This window comes from Kocuria marina (assembly GCF_000786655.1).
GTDB classification, from domain to species: Bacteria; Actinomycetota; Actinomycetes; order Actinomycetales; family Micrococcaceae; genus Kocuria; species Kocuria marina_A.
The window spans coordinates 91,084-113,452 of the sequence record NZ_JROM01000021.1; the positions used below are offsets into that span (position 1 = coordinate 91,084).

Annotated in this window: 19 protein-coding genes and 1 tRNA gene; 4 read left to right on the top strand and 16 right to left on the bottom strand. The window is 70.3% G+C overall.

The features are described from left to right. Positions 1–133: 133 nt before the first annotated feature. Positions 134–1,045, bottom strand: coding sequence for a phage holin family protein (locus tag AS25_RS06225; RefSeq protein WP_035963546.1), 912 nt, complete (start codon positions 1,043–1,045; stop codon positions 134–136). Positions 1,046–1,283: 238 nt separating this feature from the next. On the opposite strand from AS25_RS06225, the gene AS25_RS06230 reads away from it, so the two are divergent. Then, entirely contained in the window at positions 1,284–2,234 is a 951-nt protein-coding gene (locus AS25_RS06230; RefSeq protein ID WP_052160759.1) for a M20 metallopeptidase family protein, read from the top strand. Positions 2,235–2,304: 70 nt separating this feature from the next. Next, the gene (locus AS25_RS06235) at positions 2,305–3,069 is read left to right on the top strand and encodes a hypothetical protein (RefSeq protein ID WP_035963548.1); all 765 of its coding nucleotides are present in this window, start codon (positions 2,305–2,307) and stop codon (positions 3,067–3,069) included. Positions 3,070–3,090: 21 nt separating this feature from the next. Here AS25_RS06235 and AS25_RS06240 read toward each other — a convergent pair whose 3' ends face one another. After that, positions 3,091–3,891: an ABC transporter ATP-binding protein gene (locus AS25_RS06240; RefSeq protein ID WP_052160760.1), complete on the bottom strand. Its 801-nt coding sequence runs from the start codon at positions 3,889–3,891 to the stop codon at positions 3,091–3,093. 44 nt (positions 3,892–3,935) lie between these two features. Continuing rightward, positions 3,936–5,051 (bottom strand): ABC transporter permease, encoded by a 1,116-nt coding sequence (locus AS25_RS06245; RefSeq protein WP_035963549.1) that lies wholly within the window; start codon positions 5,049–5,051, stop codon positions 3,936–3,938. Positions 5,052–5,411: 360 nt separating this feature from the next. Here AS25_RS06245 and AS25_RS06250 point away from each other — a divergent pair, with 360 nt between their 5' ends. Both AS25_RS06250 and AS25_RS06255 read left to right on the top strand, forming a co-directional pair. Continuing rightward, complete coding sequence (locus AS25_RS06250) at positions 5,412–6,695, top strand: sensor histidine kinase (RefSeq protein ID WP_035963551.1); 1,284 nt, start codon at positions 5,412–5,414, stop codon at positions 6,693–6,695. Next, complete coding sequence (locus AS25_RS06255) at positions 6,692–7,315, top strand: response regulator (protein ID WP_035963553.1); 624 nt, start codon at positions 6,692–6,694, stop codon at positions 7,313–7,315. Before AS25_RS06250 ends, AS25_RS06255 begins: the two co-directional genes overlap by 4 nt. Here the strand turns inward: AS25_RS06255 and AS25_RS06260 are convergent. The 13 genes from AS25_RS06260 to AS25_RS06325 all read right to left on the bottom strand — a co-directional run bounded on the left by AS25_RS06260 (position 7,284) and on the right by AS25_RS06325 (position 22,302). After that, entirely contained in the window at positions 7,284–8,270 is a 987-nt protein-coding gene (locus AS25_RS06260; RefSeq protein WP_253270495.1) for an alpha/beta fold hydrolase, read from the bottom strand. The two genes, AS25_RS06255 and AS25_RS06260, sit on opposite strands and share 32 nt — an antisense overlap. Before the next feature lie 20 nt (positions 8,271–8,290). After that, positions 8,291–8,566, bottom strand: a complete 276-nt coding sequence (locus AS25_RS06265) for a hypothetical protein (protein WP_156960918.1) — start codon at positions 8,564–8,566, stop codon at positions 8,291–8,293. A gap of 141 nt (positions 8,567–8,707) precedes the next feature. Beyond that, positions 8,708–8,783 (bottom strand) — tRNA-Asn (locus AS25_RS06270). 86 nt (positions 8,784–8,869) lie between these two features. Beyond that, entirely contained in the window at positions 8,870–10,828 is a 1,959-nt protein-coding gene (gene dnaG, locus AS25_RS06275; RefSeq protein ID WP_035963555.1) for a DNA primase, read from the bottom strand. Positions 10,829–11,027: 199 nt separating this feature from the next. Next, on the bottom strand, positions 11,028–12,407 hold the full coding sequence (locus AS25_RS06280; protein WP_052160763.1) for an MFS transporter: 1,380 nt from the start codon (positions 12,405–12,407) through the stop codon (positions 11,028–11,030). Positions 12,408–12,527: 120 nt separating this feature from the next. Next, positions 12,528–13,847 (bottom strand): deoxyguanosinetriphosphate triphosphohydrolase, encoded by a 1,320-nt coding sequence (locus AS25_RS06285; protein ID WP_035963895.1) that lies wholly within the window; start codon positions 13,845–13,847, stop codon positions 12,528–12,530. A 5-nt stretch (positions 13,848–13,852) separates the two neighbouring features. Continuing rightward, positions 13,853–15,037 carry a tRNA dihydrouridine synthase DusB gene (dusB, locus tag AS25_RS06290; RefSeq protein ID WP_035963558.1) on the bottom strand — a complete coding sequence of 395 codons (1,185 nt, stop codon included), beginning with the start codon at positions 15,035–15,037 and terminating at the stop codon, positions 13,853–13,855. After that, positions 15,018–15,869 (bottom strand): hypothetical protein, encoded by an 852-nt coding sequence (locus AS25_RS06295; RefSeq protein ID WP_052160764.1) that lies wholly within the window; start codon positions 15,867–15,869, stop codon positions 15,018–15,020. The genes dusB and AS25_RS06295 overlap by 20 nt, the downstream gene beginning before the upstream one ends. An 83-nt stretch (positions 15,870–15,952) precedes the next feature. Continuing rightward, positions 15,953–17,314, bottom strand: coding sequence for a galactokinase (locus AS25_RS06300; protein WP_035963559.1), 1,362 nt, complete (start codon positions 17,312–17,314; stop codon positions 15,953–15,955). Between the two features lie 60 nt (positions 17,315–17,374). After that, positions 17,375–18,787, bottom strand: coding sequence for a sugar porter family MFS transporter (locus tag AS25_RS06305; RefSeq protein WP_084118049.1), 1,413 nt, complete (start codon positions 18,785–18,787; stop codon positions 17,375–17,377). Positions 18,788–19,026: 239 nt separating this feature from the next. Beyond that, positions 19,027–19,311, bottom strand: coding sequence for a glycosyltransferase (locus tag AS25_RS06310; RefSeq protein WP_035963562.1), 285 nt, complete (start codon positions 19,309–19,311; stop codon positions 19,027–19,029). A gap of 623 nt (positions 19,312–19,934) precedes the next feature. Continuing rightward, positions 19,935–20,912, bottom strand: a complete 978-nt coding sequence (locus tag AS25_RS06320; protein ID WP_035963565.1) for a GNAT family N-acetyltransferase — start codon at positions 20,910–20,912, stop codon at positions 19,935–19,937. Between the two features lie 7 nt (positions 20,913–20,919). Continuing rightward, positions 20,920–22,302: a glycine--tRNA ligase gene (locus AS25_RS06325; protein ID WP_035963567.1), complete on the bottom strand. Its 1,383-nt coding sequence runs from the start codon at positions 22,300–22,302 to the stop codon at positions 20,920–20,922. Positions 22,303–22,369: the final 67 nt, after the last annotated feature.

Below are 22,369 nucleotides of genomic sequence, written 5' to 3' on the forward strand. Positions count from 1 at the left end.
CCGGATGAGATGTGCGCCGGAGACGGAGGAGACGCGCCCTCGAGGACGCCCCCGGACACGGCGGAGGCCGGGTCGCGACGACGGCGACCCGGCCTCCGGCACGGCTGGCGACTCGTGCGAGCCGCGCACCCGGTTACTTCTTGAGCAGCTTGCGCAGGAACACGAGGAACGCGGACCCGGCGGCCACGGCGACCGCGAGGGGCTGCCAGCGCTCGCTCAGGACGTCCTGGGCGGACATGGAACCGGCGGGACGGACCCCCTGGGAGCCACCCTTGGACGCGAAGGTCTGCTTGACCGACTCCTGGGTCTCGGTGAACGTGCGCTGGGTGCGGTCCACGAAACCCTGCGTGGCGGCCTGGACGGAATCAGCACGGTTCTGGGCGTCGTCGCGCAGGCTCTTGAGGTGCTCGCGGCGCAGCTTGAGGCGGTGGCGCAACTGCTCCTCGGTGGGCTTGACGGGCTTGACCTGGTTGGGGTCGTTGGCCGCCTCCTCCTTCTCCCGCTGCTTCTTCTGCTCGGCCTCGTTCATCTCACGCTGGACACGGCCCTCGTTGTACGCGGAGCCCTCCTTGACCACACCGAGGTCGTAGCGCAGCCCGAAAATGGCCTTCTTGGGCATGAGCGGCAACGCGCTCTTGATCTTGGCGATCCCGATCAGCGCGAGCACGGCCAGGATGATGAGGAACAGCAGGGCGAGCAGCAGCGCGGCCAGCCACGCCGGCATCACGTGGGACAGGCCCGCGATGGCGGCGCCGATCAGGGCGATGACGGCGAGGCCCAGGAACACGAGACCGACCACCGCGAGCGCGGCGCCCACGCCCATCTTGATGCCCTTCTCCTTGAGCTCCAGGAATGCCAGCTGGGCCTCGTCCTTGAGTTGCTTGGGGAGCAGTCGGGCGAAGACCTTGACGACGTCCATGATGGACGCGGCACCCGGCTTCGTGGTGGTGCGAGTTCTTGCCCCGGACGAGTGTCCGGTGTGGCTGGACGAATGCCCGGTGCCGCCGGACGAGTGCCCGCTGTTGGGGCCCACTGCATGGCTCATGCCGCCTCCGATGAGTACGTGGTGCTGAACGGTTGATCTGATTTCAAAATACCATTCGGCCGCGCGCCCAACGAGCAGGGACGGGCGCGACACGTCGGGCGTGACGGGGCTCGGAGCAGGTCAACCACGGGGGGCTGTGGAAAACTGAAATCGTTCATTGAAAGCAGATTCCTGCACATAAGTCAGCATTGTGAGCTATTCAAAATCACGCATGATTCACCAAAGATCTTATTGTTGGGTGATTTCTTCGAGAGGGTTCACGGCCCCGCAGATCGAGGCTCCCGCGTCCGACGTCATCGACTGGCGCCGCCACATCCACGCCCACCCGGAGCTGTCCTACAAGGAGCACGCGACATCCGACTTCGTGGTGGAGAAACTCACGAGCTTTGGCCTCTTCCCCGAGCGCCCCACCGAGACCTCGGTGACGGTACTGATCCAGGGCCGGGGGCCGGGTAGGACAGTGGCGTTGCGCGCGGACCTGGACGCCCTGCCTTTGCAGGAGGAGGCCGGGGACTCCTTCGCCTCCACGGTGAACGGTGTCATGCATGCGTGCGGTCATGACGCCCACACGGCCATGCTGCTGGGCACCGCCCAGGTGCTGAGCGGTCTCACGGACAGCTTCGACGGCGCCGTCAAGCTGATCTTCCAGCACGCGGAGGAGACTCCCCCGGGCGGCGCCAAGGAGCTCGTGGGCCAGGGTGTGCTCGAGGGTGTGGACGCGATCTTCGGCGTGCATATGGCGAACCAGGCCACCGGCACGATCTCCGTGCGCAAGGGCGTCACCTCGACCGTGGCCGGCGGCTTCTTCGCCACGATCAAGGGTCAGGGCTCCCACGCGTCCATGCCGCAGAACGGCGTGGACCCGGTGTTGGTCGCCGCGCAGGTCACGGTCGCGCTGAACACGATCGTCTCCCGCAGCGTGGCCCCCGACCACATGAACGTGGTCAACGTGGGCATGATCAGGGCAGGCGAAGCCCCCAACGTCATCCCGGACACCGCCCGGATCGGCGTGTCCATGCGCACGGTCGCGGACGAGGACTGGGAGATCCTCAGGTCCCGCGCGACCGACATCGTGGAGAACACGTGCGCCGCCTACGGTGCCACGGCCACGTTCGAATGGGCCGACGGCTACCCCGTGATCGTCAACGACGACGACGTCGCGCAGATCGGCTACGACGCCGCGGTGTAGGCCCTGGGCGAGGACAAAGTCTCCTGGGGCCCGGGCACGTCCGCCTCCGACGACTTCCGCCGGGATCGGCATGATTCTGGTGTACGGGGTCCTCTCCCCGTTCGTGGTCGTGCGCGACTTCCGGTGGATGTACTTCCTGCTGGCCGTCCTGCTCGTGGTCGCCACGCTCATGTTCGTCAAGCTCGTGCCGGCGGCGCCGGAACTGCCGGGCGACGGCGCGGCGTCGTCCGCTGCGGCCTCCGGCACCGAGGCGGCGGGCACCAAGGAGAGTGCCAAAGCGACGGCGAAGAAGGACGTCTCGATCCTCGACGCCTGGAAGAACCGCAACTCCCTGGTGCTGGGGCTGTGCCTGCTGCTCAACAACCTGGTGGGCGTGGGGCTGCTGACATGGCTCGCCACGATGTACTCGCAGCAGTTCGGGATCACGCCTACCGGGTGGCAGTACATGGTCGTGATGCTCGGTTACGGGCTCTCGCTGTGGATCGCCACCTCGACCGGACCCGGCGTGGTCGAGAAGTGGTTCGAGAACAACGAGAAGGTGTTCATGCTGATCATGTCCGTGATCGGCGCGTTCGTGGGCGGCATGGCGCAGGGCGCGCTGATCGGCGCCGTCGTGGACGCCGCGGGGTACACCACCGCGTTCGTGGTGCTGGGCGTGCTGCTCGTGCTGGGCGGTCTCGCGCCGTTCCTGCTCCGGGAACCGCGCACCCCGCTCGATCCGCAGGGTCCGCGCGCGGCGGGACCCGATGCGGACACCACCACGCCCCCTGGCGAACCCCACACGGGCGTGGACTCCGCCGCGGGCACCACGGGCCGGTCCGGCACCCGGCGGTGAGCCCCGCCGGGTGATGGCCCGTCAGGCCACGGTGGCAGCGGTTCGACCGCTCGCCGTCGTGGCCTGTTCCGTGTCCAGGCGGCCGTCCTGCATGCTCACGCACGCGTCCGCGAGGGGGATGAACTCGGTGTCGTGCGTGACCACGAGGGACGCCAGACCGAACGAGTGGGTCAGATCCGCGAGCAGTTCCATGACGCTGCGGGACCGCGCGTGGTCCAGCGCCGCGGTGGGCTCGTCCACGAGCAACAGGTGCGGCCTGTTCATGAGCGCCCGGGCGATGTTGACGCGCTGGCGCTGCCCACCCGAGAGCTGATGGGGGCGGCGGTCCGCGCAGTTCTCGAGTCCCACCTGTGCGAGCAATTCGTCCGCCCGGGTGCGGGCTCGCGCGAGGTCCTTGCCCCTGGCCCCGGCCACGTGCGCGGCGAGCACGAGTTGTTCGCGGGCGGTCAGCGAGGCCAGGAGATTGGGCTGCTGGAACACGATGCCCGTGTGATCCCGGCGGATCCCGGCGAGCTCCCGTTCGGGCAGCTCCTCGAGACGGCGGCCCGCCACGGACACCGAGCCGGAACTCGGGCGGACCAGCCCGGCGGCCACGGCGAGCAGCGAGGACTTGCCGGACCCGGACGGCCCCACGAGCGCCGTCATGGTGCCCGCGGCCAACTCGAGGGACACGCGGTCCAGGGCCCGGACAGTGCGGGGTTCGCCCCGCTCGTCGGTGCCGTCCGGGTATTCCAGACCGAGGTCGGTCACCCGCAGGGCGGGGTCGTCGGTCGAGTGCTCGCGCGGCCCGTCCGGGCGTGCCGCTGCGGTGTGGTTGTCCATGGGGTCTCCTGCGCGGTGACGGGGGTGGGTGTCGGAATGCATGCTCAGTTACCTCCCAGGGCGATCATCGGATCCACGGTGGACACGCGGCGCACGGCAAGCACGGACCCGATCAGTCCGAGCGCCAGGACACCGGCCACGGGCAGGACCACGGTCGCGGCGCTCAGCACGAACGGGACCGCGGACCCCGCGAGCGCACCGCCGGCGATCCCCAGGCCGCCGCCCACGAGCACGCCGATCATGAGCACCACGGCGGCCTGGATGAGGGAATCCCGCACCACGTAACCCCGGCTCGCGCCGAGAGCGCGCAGCACCGCGATGTCCCGGGTGCGCTGGATGGTCCACACGGTCAGGAACGAGATCACCACCAGGGCGCTGATGCCGTAGAGGAAGCCCTGCATCATGCGCAGTGAACCCTGCTCCGACTCGTAGGCGGGCAGCGCCGCGAAGGCGTCCCCGGTGTCCAGGGCCACGGTTCCGGTGCGCTCCGCGACGCCCTCGGGGACGGTGTCCGTAGTGAGGGCCAGGGCGGTGGCCTGCTCGGGGTCGTCGGTGTGGGCCACGGCGGGGAAGTCCCCCGTGCTGAACCACACGACCGGGACGTGGCTGTAGTACTCGTCCGCCACGACTCCGGTGACCCTCAGGGACGTGCCGGCCAGCGTCACCGCGTCCCCCACGCCCACGTTCATCTCGTGCGCGAGCGTCTCGCTGACCACCGCGGTGCCGTCCTGCGGGTGCGTCGCTCCGTCGACGCCGCTCAGACCGGGCGCGAGCCGCGAGCCCGGTTCGAGCGCGACACCCGCGACCGACGTCGCCGACGCGGCGTCGTCGGAGGAGTTCGTGCCGTCCCCGGCGTGCGCGGTGGTCTGCACGAGGCCGAGCCGCTCCACGTCGTGCACGCCCACGGCGTCACGCCACGCGCGCGTTTCGTCCGCGGTGATCCGGGACGTGGTGAAGGACGGGTCGGACGCGTCCCGCGCCGGGGCGCTGAGCACGAAGCGCTGCGCCTGCAACCGTTCCAGGGCCGAGGTGTTCTGGTGGCCGAGCCCGTTGGTCAGCCCGGTGAGCAGGACAAGCAACAGCGTGATCAGGGCCACGACGGTCGCGAGCAACGCGAACCGCCCCTTGGCGAACGTGATGTCCCTCAGGGACAGGTACATGGTGATCTCCCATGGGTCGAAAGACTGTTCCCCTCAAGCCTCGCGGGCAGCCGCCGCCCGCGGATCGCCCCGCGGGTGGAACCCGTCCCGCCCCTCGGAGGACACCGCGCTCAACCGATCGGTTGACCCGGCGCTCGCGTCGCGTGCGTAGCATGGCGGGAGGCCGGGCCCTGCGGTGCGCAGCGTCCGCCGGTGGCGGCTTTCCCCTGAGCAGGTCACCGCGCAGCGCTCGGGACGGCCCGCTCCGAGCGGGACACCGCCCTCTCGTGGACGCGCTCGCCACCCGGCCACGACGACGCCGCCGTCCCCGGCAGACCACCCGACGACACGACCACCGCACGACCCGGAAGGAGCCCCCGAGTGCGCGAGGACCTCTCCACCCCCGCCGTGCTGAGCGCCCTGCGGGTCACGTTGCACGTGAGCTTCGCGGCGCTGCTGGTGCTCGCGGCCGTGCGTGCGGTTTTGCGCCTGAGCCGGGCCCCGGGCGGCGGGGCGATGATCGCCGTCGTCCTGGGATTGAGCGTGCTGCTCGCGGCGGTCTACCTCGCGGGGACCCTGGTGGAGAACCGTGTGGCGCGGGGTCGTGTGAGCCGGGAATCCCTGCGGTGGGGTCCCGTGTGGCTCGGGTTGATCGCGGCGCTGTGGGCCGCACTGGCCCTGCTGAGCCCGGACTTCTCGTGGGTCGCGTTCCCCCTGTTCTTCCTGTGCCCCATGGTGCTACCCACCGCGGCGGCACTGGTCGCGATCGTGGTGCTCACCGGCGTCGTGGTGCTGTCCCAGTACCTGCATGCCGCCCCGGGAGCGTTCACGGCGGGAATGGCGCTCGGACCCGCGATCGGTGCGATCGTCGCGCTGCTCGTGAGCTTCGGGTACCGGGCGTTGTACGAGGACACCCGCCGCCACGTGCGCGCGATCCGCGACCTCGAATCCACGCGCGCCGAGCTGGCCCGCCAGGAACGGGCCGCGGGGACCATGGCCGAGCGCGACCGGCTGTCCCGCGAGATCCACGACACCCTGGCCCAGGGCCTGACCTCGATCGTGCTGGTCTCACGGGCCGCCCAACGCTCGCTGGAACGCGCCGAGCTGGACGCGGCCCGCGCGCAACTGGCCACGATCGAGGACACGGCCGCGGCCGACCTCGCGGAGGCGCGTCGGTTCGTGCGGGACCTCGCCGCGCCGGCACCGGGTGACTCCCTGCCCGCCGTGCTCGCCGAGGTATGTCACCGCACCCGGGAGGCGGCCCGCGCCATGGGCGCGCCGCTCACGTGCGAGTTCACGGTGGAGGGCACGGTCCCCGAGCTGTCCGCCCCGCAGCGCACGCTGTTCGTCCGGGCGGCACAGTCCACGCTCGCGAACGTGACCTCGCACGCGCGGGCGTCACGCGCCGTCGTGACCCTGGCAGGTTGGGACGACGCCGTGACGCTGGACGTCGTGGACGACGGCGCGGGCTTCAGACCGCGTTCCGCCGCCGACGACGCACGCGACGACAGCTTCGGACTGGCCCACCTGCGCCGTCGCGCGCACGAGCTCGGGGCCGTCCTGACCGTGGAGTCCGAACCCGGCGCCGGAACGGCCGTGAACCTGCGGTTGCCCCTGCCCGCGCCGGAAGCCACCCGCCCCCTAGCGAACGGAGACACCCCATGACCACCCGCGTGTTGCTCGTGGACGATCACCCCGTGGTGCGCGCCGGGCTGCGCGCAGTGCTCGAATCGGTGGGTGACATCGTGGTCGGAGCTGAGGCCCCGGACGGACGCGTGGCGCTCGAGATGCTGTCCCGCGCGGGCGGCTCCGTGGACGTGGTGGTCATGGACCTGCAGATGGGTTCCGGGATGGGTGGGCTGGACGCGACCCGGCGCATTGTCGCGGCGGGCGGGCCCCCGGTGCTGATCCTCACGACCTACGACACCCAGGCGGACATCGTCGCCGCGCTCGAGGCCGGTGCGATCGGCTACCTGCTCAAGGATTCACAGCCCGAGACCATCGGTGCCGCCGTGCACGACGCCGCCGCGGGCCGTCCCGTACTGTCCCCCTCGGTCACGGCGCGGCTCATGCAGCGCGTGCGCTCCCCCGGCACGTCGTTGAGCGCGCGGGAGATCGAGATTCTGCGCGGACTCGCCACGGGCGCGTCCAACAGGGCCCTGGCCAAGGAATTGTTCATCTCGGAGGCCACTGTGAAGACGCACCTCGTGCACATCTACGACAAGCTCGGGGTGGACAACCGCACGGCCGCGGTCAACCGTGCGCGGGAAGAACACCTGATCTGACGGATGCGATCACCGCGGCGATCCGCTCGGGGTGGTCCACCATGACGAAGTGGCCGCTGCGCGGCAGCACGATCGTGTGCACGGGTGCTTCCCGGGGCAGGTAGGTGGCCCGGGCGAGCACGTGGCGCACCCACCGGGTGGTCCCGATCCGCGGCAGTCGTCCGTTCGCGGCCACCACCAGGACGTCCGGGTCCAGGGGCGTGTGGGCGGCCAGTTCCTGCAACCGGTTCATGCATGCCACGTACCCCGCGAGTTCCCGCAGGGAGGCCATGAGGAAGTTCGGGGACGCCAGGTCCTCGCGCAGTTGCGGCCACGAACGCATGAGGCGCCCGCGTCCGGGCACGAGTCGCCCGGCCACGACGGGGCCCACCACACGCCACACGGCACCCGCCACGCGGGACCGTGCCAGGGGCAGTGTGAACTGGCGGAACCGACGGGCTGTCGCGGCGTCGTCGTGGGCCGGGTCCGCGCCCTCGGCCGAGGGCACGGACGCGTCCAGCAACACGAGGTGACGGATCCGCTCCGGATGCACCCGGGCCACCACTTCGACCACCGCGCCACCGAAGGAATGTCCCACGGCCGTGACGGGTTCCCGAACGCCGCACACGGTGAGCACGGCGGCGAACCGATGCGCCTCCTCATCGAGATCGGGGAGTTGTTCGGACACCCGGTCCCCCTGGGCGTGTCCGGGGCGGTCGTACACGATCACGCGGTGGTCCCGGCGCAGCCGTTCGACCACGGGAAGCCAGTCCCACAGGGTCGAGGCCACGCCGGAGCAGCACACGATCACCGGCCCGGAGCCCGCATCGAGGATCCGTACGGGGCCGCCCATGACTTCGCGCGTGGTGACGTGATCTCCAATGCCCGACGGCGCGGAACCGTTGTCCTGTTCGTTGCGAGTTCCCGTGAGCGCAACCGCTGGGCGACGGGCACGCCGGCCGCGGCGATGAGCCACACCGCGATTGCGAGAGGACATCACTTCACGGGTCCGTCCGTCCCTCGCGTACCGTTCGGGAGAGCGCGCCACAGGGTCCGCAGCCGCGCAGAGGAGAACGCCGCCACCCCGGCGAGCACCACCCCGGCCACCCCGTCCACGGTTCGCAGCACGGTGGCTCCGGGGAGGTCCGCGACGAAGTACTCGGACACGAAGGACGTCCACGGGTGCAGTTCCCGGTTCACGAGCGGATAGAGGATCCACACCGAGTACAACAGCGCCGCTGCGGCGCACAATCGGCGAGAAGCCAGGGTCACGGAACCGGGTCACCGGCCTGAGTCGTGGGCCGTACATACGGAACAGCCGCCGAGTCTACTAGGGTCCGGCGATTCCCGGAGGCGGGTGCCGCCCTGGATACGACGGAGGCCCCCTTCCGTACTGGAAGAGGGCCTCCGTGGTGGCTCCCCCGACTGGACTCGAACCAGTAACCCTTCGATTAACAGTCGAATGCTCTGCCAATTGAGCTACGGGGGAATATGCGCACTGCTGCGCAACGAGACGATACTTTACCGCCCCGTCGCGGGTTCCTCAAATCGCATCCCCGCCACCATCTGCGGCGGTCACACCCCCATGAGGCTGCGCCGCTGCAGTTCGAGGTCCAGCAGCTCTCGGTTGAGCTGCTGGTACAGCTCGGGTTCCCGCTGGGCGTTCAACCGGTTGAGGTGGGCCAGCTTGTCCGACTTCGCGCGGTTGATGTGCATCTCCACGAGTGAGGTGAGCACGCCCACCGCGTAGTTGCGCATCTGCTGCTCGGTGGCCGCGGGCAGCGGCGTGACGGACAGTTGTGCGAGGTAGCCGTGCAGCGGTTCGGGCAGGTGGGCGCGCACGTATTCGAGCCACGCGCGACCGCCCTCACCGTGATAGTCCTCGTCCGCGCGGGCGGCCACCACGGCATCGTGCATGACCTGGTGCACCCGGTACGTCATGCCGGCGGAATCGAAGTGCTCCCAGTAGCCGTCCGGCACGAGGTTCGGGACCTGGAGCACCACTTCGAGCGCCTCCCGTTCCATGCGGGAAACGGGTTCGCGCGGATCCGGCAGTTCGGGCGCCTCGGGCCGGTGGTTCTCACCGGGGGCTGAGCCAGGCCCCGAGCCAGGCCTCGATCCGGCCGAGTCACCGCGGTGGCCACGAGCATCCGGATGGTCCGGGGTCGACCCCTGACCGCGCCCCCGCCCCGGTTCTCCCCGGCCGTTGGCACTGTGGGAGGCGGCGGCGACGGCGCGCAGCACCTCGTCCGTTTCGATCCCCAGCCACCCGGACAGCTCCCGCGCGTACGCGGGGCGCAGGGCGGGGTCACGGATCCCGGCCACGATCGGGGCGCACGCCCGCATGGCGCGGAGCCGACCTTCGAGGCTGTTGACGTCGTACTCGCGGATCGTGGCCTTCAAGGCGAACTCGAACAGCGGGGTGCGGGACTCCACGAGATCACGCACGGCCACGTCCCCGCGGGTCAGGCGCAGGTCACACGGATCCATCCCGTGGGGCTCGACCGCCACGTAGGTCTGGGCCACGAACCGCTGGTCCTCCTGGAAGGCACGCAGCGCGGCCTTCTGCCCGGCGGCGTCGCCGTCGAACGTGAACACGACCTCTCCCCCGGCGGAGTCGTCCGAGAGGAACCGGCGCACGATTTTGATGTGGTCCGCGCCGAACGCGGTGCCGCACGTGGCCACCGCCGTGGTGATCCCGGCCAGGTGGCACGCCATGACGTCCGTGTACCCCTCCACGACCACGACCTGTTTGGTCTTGGCGATCGGCCGCTTGGCCAGGTCGATGCCGTAGAGCACCTGGGACTTCTTGTAGAGCTGGGTCTCGGGGGTGTTGAGGTACTTGGGGCCGGGGTCGTCGTCGTAGAGCTTGCGTGCCCCGAACCCGATGACCTCCCCCGCGACCGCGCGGATGGGCCAGATCAGCCTCCCCCGGAACCGGTCGTAGAGTCCGCGGTTGCCCTCCGAGACCATGCCGGTGAGCTTGAGTTCCTGGTCCGTGAACCCGTGGTTGCGCAGGTGCTGCAACAGGTGGGACCAGCCCTGCGGTGCGTACCCGATCCCGTAGGTGCGAGCGGCGTCGTGATCGAAACCGCGCTCCCCCAGGAACCGCTGGGCCGCGGCGGCCTGCCGCGTGTAGAGGTTGCGTTGGAAGAACTCCGCGGCCACCTTGTGGGCGTCGAGCAACCTTTGGCGCCGCCCGACTTCTTCCCGGTTGGGCGCGGAACCCTGCTCGTAGTGCAGCTCGTACCCGATGCGTGCGGCCAGCCGTTCCACCGTCTCCGAGAACGGCGTGTGGTCCATTTCCATGAGGAACGAGATGACGTCCCCGGACTCGTCGCAGCCGAAGCAGTGGTACGTGCCCAGCTGGGGGCGCACGTGGAAGGACGGCGTGCGTTCGTCGTGGAAGGGGCACAACCCCTTGTAGGAACCGATGCCCGCGGGCTTGAGGGTCACGTACTGTTCCACGACCTCGCGGATGTCCGTGCGCGCACGGACCTCGTCGATGTCTTCACGCTTGATCAGTCCGGCCACTCGGCCAGTTTAGGCACCGCGTCAAACCGGATCGCGCACGCGTCACGGATGTGCAGCGGCCCCCGCACGGAGCGCTCGTGGCGCAGCGTGCGGGGGCCGATGTAGCGTACCGGAACGAATGGCTCACGGGCCCGCGAAGACACACGATGACCCATCCAACCGCGTCACCGAACGGTCCCTCGACGAACGGGGCGTGGGGTCAGGAAGCCGCCGGGGCGTCGTCGTTCCCGCCGACCACCACGCGCCGGTCCGGGGCACCCACAGTCTTGGACCCGACCATGGCCACGCTACCCAGTGCACCGACCGCGGCGAACGCGAAGAAGCCCCACGGGTACGCGAGCCCGGCGCCCAGTAGCGTGCCGCCTACGATCGGGCCGCTGATCGCGCCGAGGCGACCCACCCCGGCGGACATGCCCAGGGCGGTCGCGCGCACGCGCGGCGGGTGGTTGGTCGCGGTGAACGCGTACACGAGCACCTGGGACGAGAACACGAAGCACCCGGTCAGGAACACCATGACGTAGATCCCGGCCACGGGCAGCCGGATCGCGAGGGCCGCGAGCAGCAGGGCGGACGCCGCGAACCACATGATGCTCGCGATGCGCGGGGTGATCCGGTCCGCCACGCGGCCGCCGATCCACAGCCCCACCACGGCGCCCACGTTGAGGATGAGCAGGAAGCCCAGCGCGTTGCCGAGATCGTAGTCCGCGGCGCGCATGATCTGCGGCAGCCACGTGTTGAGCCCGTACACGAGCAGCAGGCCCATGAAGGACGCGATCCAGATCACCACGGAGTTGCGCGCGTACGTGCCGCTCAGCAGCAGGGCCGCGCCCTTCTTCTCGGCCGCTGCCTGGGCCGACGGCGCTGCGGCACCGCGCGCGCCCGAGGCAGCGGGAGCGGCGTCGCCGATCTCGAGGGGAACGTTATAGTGCGCGGCCACCCGGCGGGCGTCCTCGATGCGACCCTTGGACGCGAGGTAGGAGGGGGACTCGGGCAGGAACACGAGCATGAGCGGCACGAGGATCAGGGCGGGCAGCGCGCCGGCGATGAACATGGTGTGCCACGAGAAGTGGGACAGCACCCAGATCGCGAGCGCGGCGGTGAGCACGGCGCCCACGTGATAGCCGGTCATCATGACCGTGGTGGCGTTGGAGCCGCGGCCGGGGCGGGAGAACTCCGTGACCATGGAGATGCCGGTGGGCAGGCAACCACCCAGACCCAGGCCCGCGAGGAAGCGCAGGATCCCGAACCACAGGACGGTCGGGGCGAACGCGGCGGCGAACGTGAGCACCGAGAACACGATCACGGCGCCGATGAGCATCTTGCGCCGACCCCAGCGGTCCGTGAGGTAGCCCATGCCCAGGGCGCCAACCATCATGCCGAACAGACCGGCGGTCGCGACCGCGGTGGCCTCACCGGTGGTCATCCCCCACGCCTGGTCCGCGAGCAGGGCGGGCATCACGGCGCCGAGGACGACGGCGTCGAAACCGTCCAGCAGCACCGCGATCCAACACAGCGGCGCCACCCAGGCGGCGGATTTCAGGACGAGCCCACGCGAGGGGGCAGCAGTTTCGGAACTCACGGGATTACTTCCGGTCGTGGGGATGGAACACGGTGATCTTAGTCTCACCCGGACGTGACGCAGCCGATTTTCCCGATCAACGGGACGTGATGTGAAGCACGGGACCGGTGGCGCCGATCCTCACCAGAGCGGCTTGTCCCCCGTGCGCCAGTTGGTGCCCCGGATCCGGTCGTGCAGCGCGACCGCCGAACGGTCCGTGAGGCACGCGATCTGGTCCACCACGAGCCGCAACCGGGCCGCTTCGCTGCCCGGGCCGTCGCCCAGGGCACGCCAGTCCGCGGCGAACTCGGGGGCCAGGAACCGCCCGTCCGTCTGCATGAGGGCGTCCACCAGGATCGTGAGGATCTCGTGCTGGTTGTCGTAGAGCGGCAGGGCGTCCCGCACGGTCATCACGAACGCGGTCGCGATGCCTTTAAGCACGCCGATCTCCAGCTCGGTCTCACGCGGGACCACGAGGGACGCGCGGTACCGGGTGAGCCGGTCGTCCCCGGCCACGTCCCGGGTGGCCTCCACCGCGGACATCGCGAACCGGCCGATCAGCTGGCTCGTCATGTTCTTCAGTCGCGCGAGATCCGCGCGCGTGCCGTGCAGGCGGGGAATCCACACGGGTGAGGACTCGAGCCGGGACAGTGCGGCGTCGAGCTCGTCCTCCGTGGCCGTGGGCAGGTACCAGCCGCGGGTGCACTCGATTACGCGGTGGCGGTGGGCGGGGTTCTTGAGGTTCTCGAGCTGCAGGGCATGGGCCGCCACGGCGTCCTCGACGTCGTGGACGCTGTAGGAGATGTCGTCCGCGAGATCCATGACCTGGGCCTCGAGGCACTTGCGCCCCGGCACCGCGCCCTCGCGGAACCACTCGAACACGGGGAGATCGTCCTGGTAGGCCCCGAACTTGCGATTGGGGCGCCCGTCCGGCCGGGGTGGCGCGTCCGCCGCGCTCCACGGGTACTTGCACGTGGCGTCGAGGGTCGCGCGGGTGAGGTTCAACCCCGCAGGCTCCCCCGAGGGTGCGATGATCTTGGGCTCGAGCCGCACGAGCAGACGCAGGGTCTGGGCATTGCCCTCGAAACCCCCGATCCCCCGGGTCAGCTGCGCGAGCGCCGTCTCGCCGTTGTGCCCGAACGGCGGGTGACCGAGGTCGTGGGACAGGCACGCGGCGTCCACGACGTCCGGATCGCACCCGAGCGCCTTGCCCAGCTCGCGTCCGATCTGGGCGACCTCGAGCGAATGGGTGAGCCGGTTGCGCACGAAGTCGTCCGACTGCGGGGAGACCACCTGGGTCTTGGCCGCGAGCCTTCGCAGCGCGGAACTGTGCAGCACGCGCGCCCGGTCCCGCTCGAAGTGGCTGCGGTGACGGTTGTGGTGGTTCTCGGCCACGAACCGTTCGGTGTCGGTGGGCTCGTAACCCGGGGGCAGGATCGCCAGACGATCGGGGGTGTGCAGGGGGATCAGCCCCCCGAGACGTCGAGCTCGGCGGCCGCGAGACCCAGCCGTTCGGCGTCGCCCAGGATGCGGGAGTCGAGCCAACCGTCCGGCAGGTGGGGTTTCTTGGGCGAGCCCGCCCGACCGCGGGGCCCCTCGACGTCCGCGCCCGGGTAGGGGGCGTCCAGGTCGAGCTCGTCGAGCAGCTCGCGCAGCGCGGCCAGCGTGGGCACCTGCGCCATGCGCGCACGCAACTGCCCGCCCACGGGATACCCCTTGAAGTACCAGGACACGTGCTTGCGGATCTCGCGGCAGCCCTTCAGTTCGTCCCCGAACTCCTGCGTGAGCAACTCGGCGTGACGGTAGACCGTCTCCGCGACCTTGCGCACGCCCGGCCGGTAGCGGCGCGGGCTGCCCTCGAAGGCCGCCTGCAGGTCCCCGAACAGCCACGGCCGGCCCTGACAGCCACGGCCCACGACGACGCCGTCCACGCCCGTGTGCTCGACCATGCGCACCGCGTCCTCCGCGGAGAAGATGTCCCCGTTGCCCAGCACGGGGATGTCCGGGAGCGCCTCGCGCAGCCGCGCGATCGCATCCCAGTCCGCCGTGCCCGAGTAGTGCTGTTCGAGCGTGCGCCCGTGCAGGGCCACCGCGGCGATGCCCGCGTCCCGGGCCATCCGGCCGGCGTCCAGATAGGTCTGGTGTTCGCCGTCGATGCCGATGCGCATCTTCACGGTCACGGGGATCTCCCCGGCCTCGCGCACCGCCGTGCGGATGATCGCGCGGAACAGGTCGGTCTTCCACGGCAGGGCGGAACCACCACCGCGCTTGGTGACCTTGGGCACGGGGCACCCGAAGTTGAGGTCGATGTGATCCGCGCGGTCCTCCTGCGCGACCATCCGCACGGCCTTGCCCACGTTCACAGCGTCCACGCCGTAGATCTGGATGGAGCGCGGGGTCTCGTGGGGGTCGTGGTCGATGATCCGCAGGGACTCCGGGCGGCGTTCCACGAGTGCCCGGGCCGTGACCATCTCGGTCACGTACAGTCCCCCGCCGTACTCCCGGCACAGGGTGCGGAAGGACTTGTTCGTGACCCCGGCCATCGGCGCCAGGACCACGGGTACGTCCACGGTCAGCCGGCCCAGCTGCAGGGGTTCCAGGTTCAACACGGCCGGTTCACGGTCCGCGGTCTCAGTCGTCTCGGTGCTCATCGTGCGCCATTGTCTCACTTGTGCGCCGCGCGGCGTCGTGCTCGGTGCGCGCGGACGCGTCCACCTGTTCGAGTCGCAGCGCGAGCTTGAACGCGCGCACCTGCTCGTCCCTGCGCCCCAGGGTCTTGTACACCGCGCCCAAGTCCCTCAGGCACTGCACCCACTCGCGGGCGTGGGCCTCCGGATCTGGCAGTGCGGGGTAAAGGTTACTCGCGGTGTAAAGGGCGTGAGCGACGTCGTTCCACGCCATCATCCCTTCGGCGAGCGCCGCGAGCCCCTTCCAGCACATGATCTGCCCGGCCACGTCCCCGCGCGCTTCGCAGCCCGCGAGCACGGTCTCGTAGTGTTCGGTCGCGCGTTTGCGCCGCCCTGCCGCTTGCGCCGCGGTGGCCAGGTGGGACGTCCAGCGCAGGTCCTCCCGCGTGACGAAGCCCGCACCGTCCCCGGCGGGTCGCGCCGGATCCACCCCCGCCGCCGCGGCCCCCTCCTGGAACTCGCGGTACGCGTCCCACGGGCGCCCGGCCAGCAACAACACGTCCCCGAGGTTCTCGAGGCACTGCACGCGCGCCCCTACGGATCGCGCCGACCGCGGCGCGCGCTTGTACTGCGTCGCGGCCAGTCGGTAGTGGTGTTCCGCGTCCGCCCAGTCGCCGGCGTCCCGCGCGAGATCCGCCAACGACGACGCCGCCTGGCCCGCTTCCAGCCACGCCTCCCCGAGTCGCGCGGTGCGCAGGGCCGCCGCGAAGTGGTCGCGTGCCGTGGCGGTGTCCCCGGACGACGCCGCCGCCCGGCCCCGTTGCAGCCTGCGCGCCACCCTGGCCCGTGCGAACATGCGCCCTCCTCCTGTGCTCCTACCGCGTGATTCTTCCAGCCCCGATCATTGCCCCGTGCAACCGATGCCGCAGGGGCGCGGGGTCAGAGGACCCTGCGGGCGGCGTCGGACGGGGTGAGCGTGAGGAACAGCGGATCGGGGAACCCGTTCTCCGCGAACCGGTGCTGCACCGCGCTCGCGAGACGCTCCACGTGGGTCTCGGGAACCAGCGCGATCACCGAGCCCCCGAAACCGCCGCCCACGACCTTGGCACCCACGGCCCCGGCGGCCAGGCAGCCCTCGACCGCCGCGTCGAGTTCCGGGACCGTGACCTGGCAGTCGTCCCGCATGGACTCGTGGCCCGCCACGAGCAGCCGCCCCACGGCCGCCCAGTCCGGGTCCGCCTCACGCAGGAGTCGGGCGATCTTCTCCGAGCGCACCATCTCGGTCACGGAATGACGCAGGCGCAGCCGGGTCCCGTGCGGATCCTCGGTCAACGGAGCGCCCGCCGCGAGCAGGTGATCGAAGCGCTCGAGGACCGCGGCGGCGTCGTCGAACCCCGGATCCTCGGGCAGCGCGTCCCGCAACCGGGAGACCCCGATCACCGCAGCCGCGGCCTCGCACTCGGCGCGGCGGGAACTGTACTGACCGTCGGCCAGTTTGTGCGGGGCGCACGTGTCCACGGCGAGCCACGTGAGACCCGCGAGCGCGGGATCGGCGGGCAAGCGGGCGACGTCGAAGTCGCGGCAGTCCAGCGCGAGCAACTGTCCGGCGTGCGAGCGCAGGGACGCTGTCTGGTCCAGGCCGCCGGTGTTGGCGCCCACGATGTAGTTCTCCGCGTCCATGCAGGCTCGGGCCAGGGCACGGCGCAGGGTGTCGTCCGGGTCGTCGTCCCCCGTGCGCAGCGAGAACAGGGCGAGCGCGACCGAGCACTCGAGCGCCGCGGAGGACGCGAGCCCCGCGCCGATGGGCACGGTCGAGTCCACGAGCAGGTCCGCGCCGAAGTCCGCACCGAGCGCGAGTTCGGGCACGGCCTCGTGCGCGGAGTGCCCCGCGGCCACGCGGTTCATCCCCCACGCCACGCCCGCGGCGTAGCCGAACCAGCCGTGGATGGCCCCGGGGGCGACGTCACTCACCCGGGCCGCGCGCGGCTCACGGTCCGCGACGGAGGCGTCCGCGTCCTGGAGGGACTGCGCGTGCAGCACACCGTCCGTGCGGGGTGCGGCGGCGGTCAGCGTCACGTACTGGTGGGCGAAGGGCAGGCACATCCCGCCCGAGTAGTCGATGTACTCGCCCATGAGATTGGCGCGGCCGGGCGCGGCCCACACCCCCGCGGGCGGGCGGCCGTAGACCTCCTCGAACTTCGTGCTCAACCGCTGCGCCCGCTCACGCACGTCCGGTTGCGCGACCCAGCGCGGGCGCGCGAAGTCTTCCGGGGTGGCGGTTTCGCTGAGCTCACAGGACACGGACGGTTCCTCACTTGGCGTGGACGGGGCGTCGCAGGACGACTGACGAACCATTGTCCCCTACCCGGCGCGGAAGTAGCGCTCCAGCTCCTCGAGGGACTTGTCCTTGGTCTCCGGGGCCACGCGGTACACCCACACGATCGCGACGAGCTGGAGCACCACGAAGATCATGATCGTGTACCCCACTCCCAGCGCGTCCGTGAGCACGGGGAAGGTGAGGCCCACCAGGAACGTCATCATCCACAGGATCCACGCGCACACGCCCATGCCCACACCGCGCACGTTGAGCGGGAAGATCTCGGACATGTACAACCACGTCACGGTGCCGATGCAGCACTGCATGAACCCCACGAACACCACGATGCACGCGAGGATCACCCACGCGCGCGTCGGACTGCCCTCGGGGATCGTCAGGTAGGACACCGCGAAACCCGTCAACGACGCCGCCGTCCCCACCAACCCGGTCAGCAGCAGTGTCCGGCGGCCCACGTGCTTGAGCAGGTACATGGCCAGGGCCACGGCCACGACCCCCATGATCCCAGGGATGATGTTGGCGTAGAACGCCCCGTTGCCCCCGAAGCCCACGTCCTGCAGCACCGTGACGCCGTAGTACTGGATCGCATTGATCCCCGAGATCTGGTTGATCACGGCCATGGACGCGCCCAGCACGAAGATCCGCCGGATCCACGGGACGCGGACCAGGTCCGTGATCCGGGCCGCGGGCCGGTGCTCGTCCTCGTGGGCGAGTTCCAGGACGGTCTCACCCTCGCGCCGGTCGTAGGAGTCCTCGCGGATGCGGTGCAACACCTGGAACATCTTCTCCACGGCTCCGTGGCGGGCCAGCCAGCGCGGGGACTCCGGGACCACGATCATCCCGATCCACAGCACGAGCGCGGGGACGGTCGCGAGCACGAGCATGAAGCGCCACACGTGCGGGAGGTGCCCGAACGCCGTCGCCAACCCCGCGTTGAACACGAAGGCGAGCGCCTGCCCGCCCACGATCATCAGCTCGTTCTGAGCCACCACGCGACCGCGCAGGTGCGAGGGGGCGAGTTCGGCGAGGAACACGGGCACGATCACGGAACACGCGCCCACGGCCAGCCCCAGCAGGCAGCGGAACGTCACGAGCACCGCCACGGTGGGTGCGACCGAACACCCGATCGTGGCGACCACGAAGACCACGGCCAAGATCATCAGCACCCGGCGGCGGCCGTAGCGGTCGGCGAGCTTGCCGCCGAACGCCGCGCCCCACGCCCCGCCGAACGGCAGGATCGAGGCCACGAGGCCCTCCAGGAACGGCGTCAACCGCAGATCCGCCACGATGGACGGCAGCGAACCGTTGATCACCCCGGTGTCGTAACCGAACAGCAATCCGCCGAACGTGGCCACCGTGGCGATCAGCCGCAACCGGCCGTTCATCTCCTGGCGTCGCGGTGGCTCCGTGCGCGACGGGCTCGCCTGGGTCTCGGGCATGGGACTCCTTTCCTCCGTGAACGTCTTACCACGAACGACGCATTGCGTGGCCCGCGAGGCTGCTCGGCGCCGACCCGCTCGACGTCCTGTCGTCAGGTCAGTCCTCGGTGCCCGCGATCCTGGCCGCGAGCTCCACCGCCGTGGCGCTCGCGAGCGTGGCCGCGTGGCTCGTGACGGCCGTGCTGTCCCGGGACGAGCAGCACGCGGAGGCCTCGTAGGCCGAGACCGGGCGGCGGCGGTCAGTTCGCACCGCGGCCCGAACGGATCCCGTGATCGTGGAGCTCGTCCCGCAACGCGCGCCACATCCTGTGGTACGTGAACCGCTCGGTGACCACGGCCCTACCCGCCTCCGCGAGCGCCTCCCGCTCGGCCGGGTGGCGCAGCAAGCGGTCCACGGTGTGTCGCCAACCCTCGGGGTCACCGACCGCCACGGGTGCCGCGAACCCCGCGTTGAGGTATTCGCTCAGGGCTTCGGTCGCGGTGAAGGCCACGGCTGCCCCGCCGGCCGCGGCCTCGAGTGCCACCGTTTGCCCGGTGAGGTACGCGAGCTCCCGCGTGGGAACGGCCGTGATCGAACCTGGCGGCGAGGACGTCGACGGCCCGGTGCGTCCCGTCGTCGGTCAACAGTTCCGGTGCGCAGCCGAACGGGATAGCGGCCACCTGATCGGCCCGGAACCCTGCATCCACGAGGATGTCGATCTGGTTCCGGCTCAGCATGAGGATCAGATCCACCGCCGAGAACCGGCGGACGAGCGTGCGTCTGCGATCGGGATCCGCTCGTCGGATCCATTCCACGAGCCAGCACGAGATCATCACCAGGAGTGTGCCTGCGTACGGCGGCACGTCCCGCCGCTTGAGCTGCGCGGCGAGTGCCGTGACGGGTTCGAGCACCCCCAGGACCAGTTCGGCGTTCCGCACCCCGGGCACGGCCCTGAGGGGCACGTCCACCATAGTGTGGGTCCGATGCTTCACGACGTCCCGCAGTTTCCGGCGTAGCCTGCCCCGCAGGGGTCGGACACCGGTGACCGGGAAACCCGGACCCGGAAACAGGTCGATGCCGTACGGGCACGCCGTGTGGTCACCCGCGTGGAGAACCAGTGTCCTCACCGCACCCGTCCTCCCCCCGCACCGGCTTGGACCGGCGGCCTTACACGCGGTCGTCCACCAGCGTGACCGTTTCCGTGACCACGTGCGCGACCCCGGCCTCCAGCAGGTTGTCCACCACGGCCACGAGCGGGGTCATGGAGTCGTCCACCTCGAGCTCCACAGGGTAGTCCCGGACCAGCAGGGCCAGCAGCGTCTCCACGGCCGCACCTGCCTCACGCGCGGAACCGTCACCGGAAGAGGCGCCCGGCACGTAGCCCAGCAACACGTCCGCGGCCTCGAACCGGGTGGCCCGGTCCTCGGGATCCTGCGGATCGAACGGGCGGTAGCTGACGGCGAACGCGGTGATCGGTGCGGGACCGTCACTCCCCGGAGCGCCCGCGCGCAGCACCAGGGCTCCGAACGCTCCGGCGGTGTCCGAGAGCAACTGCCGGTTCACCGCACCGATCCCGATCTCCGCAACCGGGTCCCAGTCGTGGACCGAGCGGTAGAACTCCCACACGGCGCGTGTTAGTTCCACGGAACCGGTCGCGAGATCTTCCACGGAGCGCACCCACGAGCCGTCCGCGGTCTGTCCGAGCGCGGGTTCGGGCAGGGCACCCGCGGCCACGCGCACCACGCGCGAGCGCATGGTCGGGGTCAGGCCCTCCGCCGTCGCGAAGCTCTCCCCCGCGGAGCCGGGGGTCACGCGGGAGCGCAGCGCCGTGACGCTCGACGGCGCGTCCGCGGCCACTTTCCGCAAGCGCGCCAGGAGCTCCCGGCCGATGCCTTCGCGCTGCCGGTCCGGAGCCACCTCCACGTATGCCCACAACCGGCGCGGGTGCCACGGGGACTCGTAGACCACCCCGGCCGCCACGGGGACGCCGTCGTCGACGGCCACGAGCGTGCGGGAGAACGCGGCGTCGTCGTCGGCACCCAGTCGCGCACGGAAGGCCTGCGCGGGGGCCGACGGCGCGTCCGGCCAGACCTCGAGCAGACGCAGGTCGTCGTCCTCGCGCCACGGACGGTACTCGATGCTCATGCGGTGCCTACTTCTCGAGGTGGTCGGCGAGGTACTGCTGGACGCGGTCCAGACCCACGCGCTCCTGGGTCATCTCGTCGCGCGAGCGCACGGTCACGGCCTGGTCCTCGAGGGTGTCGAAGTCCACGGTGATGCAGAACGGCGTGCCGATCTCGTCCTGGCGGCGGTAGCGGCGGCCGATGGCCCCGGCGTCGTCGTAGTCGATGTTCCAGCGCTTGCGCAGCTCGGCGTCCAGGTTCTGCGCGGCGGGGCGCAGGTCCTCCTTCTTGGACAGCGGCAGCACGGCGGCCTTGACCGGAGCGAGGCGCGGGTCCAGGCGCAGCACGGTGCGCTTGTCCACGCCGCCCTTGGTGTTGGGGGCCTCGTCCTCCACGTACGCGTCCACGAGGAACGCCATCATGGAACGGGTCAGTCCGAAGGACGGCTCGATCACGTACGGGGTATAACGCTCCCCCGAGGCCTGGTCGAAGTACTGCATCTTGGTGCCGGAGTGTTCGGTGTGGTTGCTCAGGTCGAAGTCCGTGCGGTTGGCCACGCCCATCAGCTCGCCCCACTCGGAGCCCTGGAAACCGAAACGGTACTCGATGTCGATCGTGCCGTCCGAGTAGTGCGCGCGGTCGTCCTCGGGGACGTCGTAGCGGCGCATGTTGTCGGGGTTCACACCCAGGTCCACGAACCAGTTCCAACACGCCTCGACCCACTCGTCGAAGTACTGCTTCGCCTCGTCCGGGTGGATGAAATACTCGATCTCCATCTGCTCGAACTCCCGCGTGCGGAAGATGAAGTTGCCCGGGGTGATCTCGTTGCGGAACGCCTTGCCGATCTGCCCGATCCCGAACGGGGGCTTCTTGCGCGCCGCGGTGACCACGTTGAGGAAGTTCACGAAGATGCCCTGAGCGGTCTCCGGGCGCAGGTAGTGCTTGCCCTCCTCGTTGTCCACGGGACCCAGGAAGGTCTTCATGAGCCCGGAGAACTGCTGGGGGTCGGTCCACTTGCCGTCCTGGCCCGTCTCGGGGTCCTTGACGTCCGCGAGCCCGTTGACCGGCGGGTGGCCGTGCTTGGCCTCGTACGCCTCGAGCAGGTGGTCCGCGCGGTAGCGCTTGTGGGTGTGCAGCGACTCCACGAGTGGGTCCGTGAAGGTCTCCACGTGGCCCGAGGCCTCCCACACCGCGGAGGGCAGGATGATCGAGGAGTCCAGGCCCACCATGTCCGCGCGGCCGCGCACGAAGGTCTGCCACCACTCGCGCTTGATGTTCTCCTTCAGTTCCGCGCCCAGGGGCCCGTAGTCCCACGCGGAACGCGAACCGCCGTAGATCTCACCCGCCTGGAACACGAAGCCCCGGCGCTTGGCCAGGGAGATGACATTGTCCAGGGTGGATTTGGCAGCCATGCGGTCTCACGTCCGTTTCTCGCCCGACCGCTGGCTGCGGCCGCGCGTGGAGTACTGGGTGGGTCGT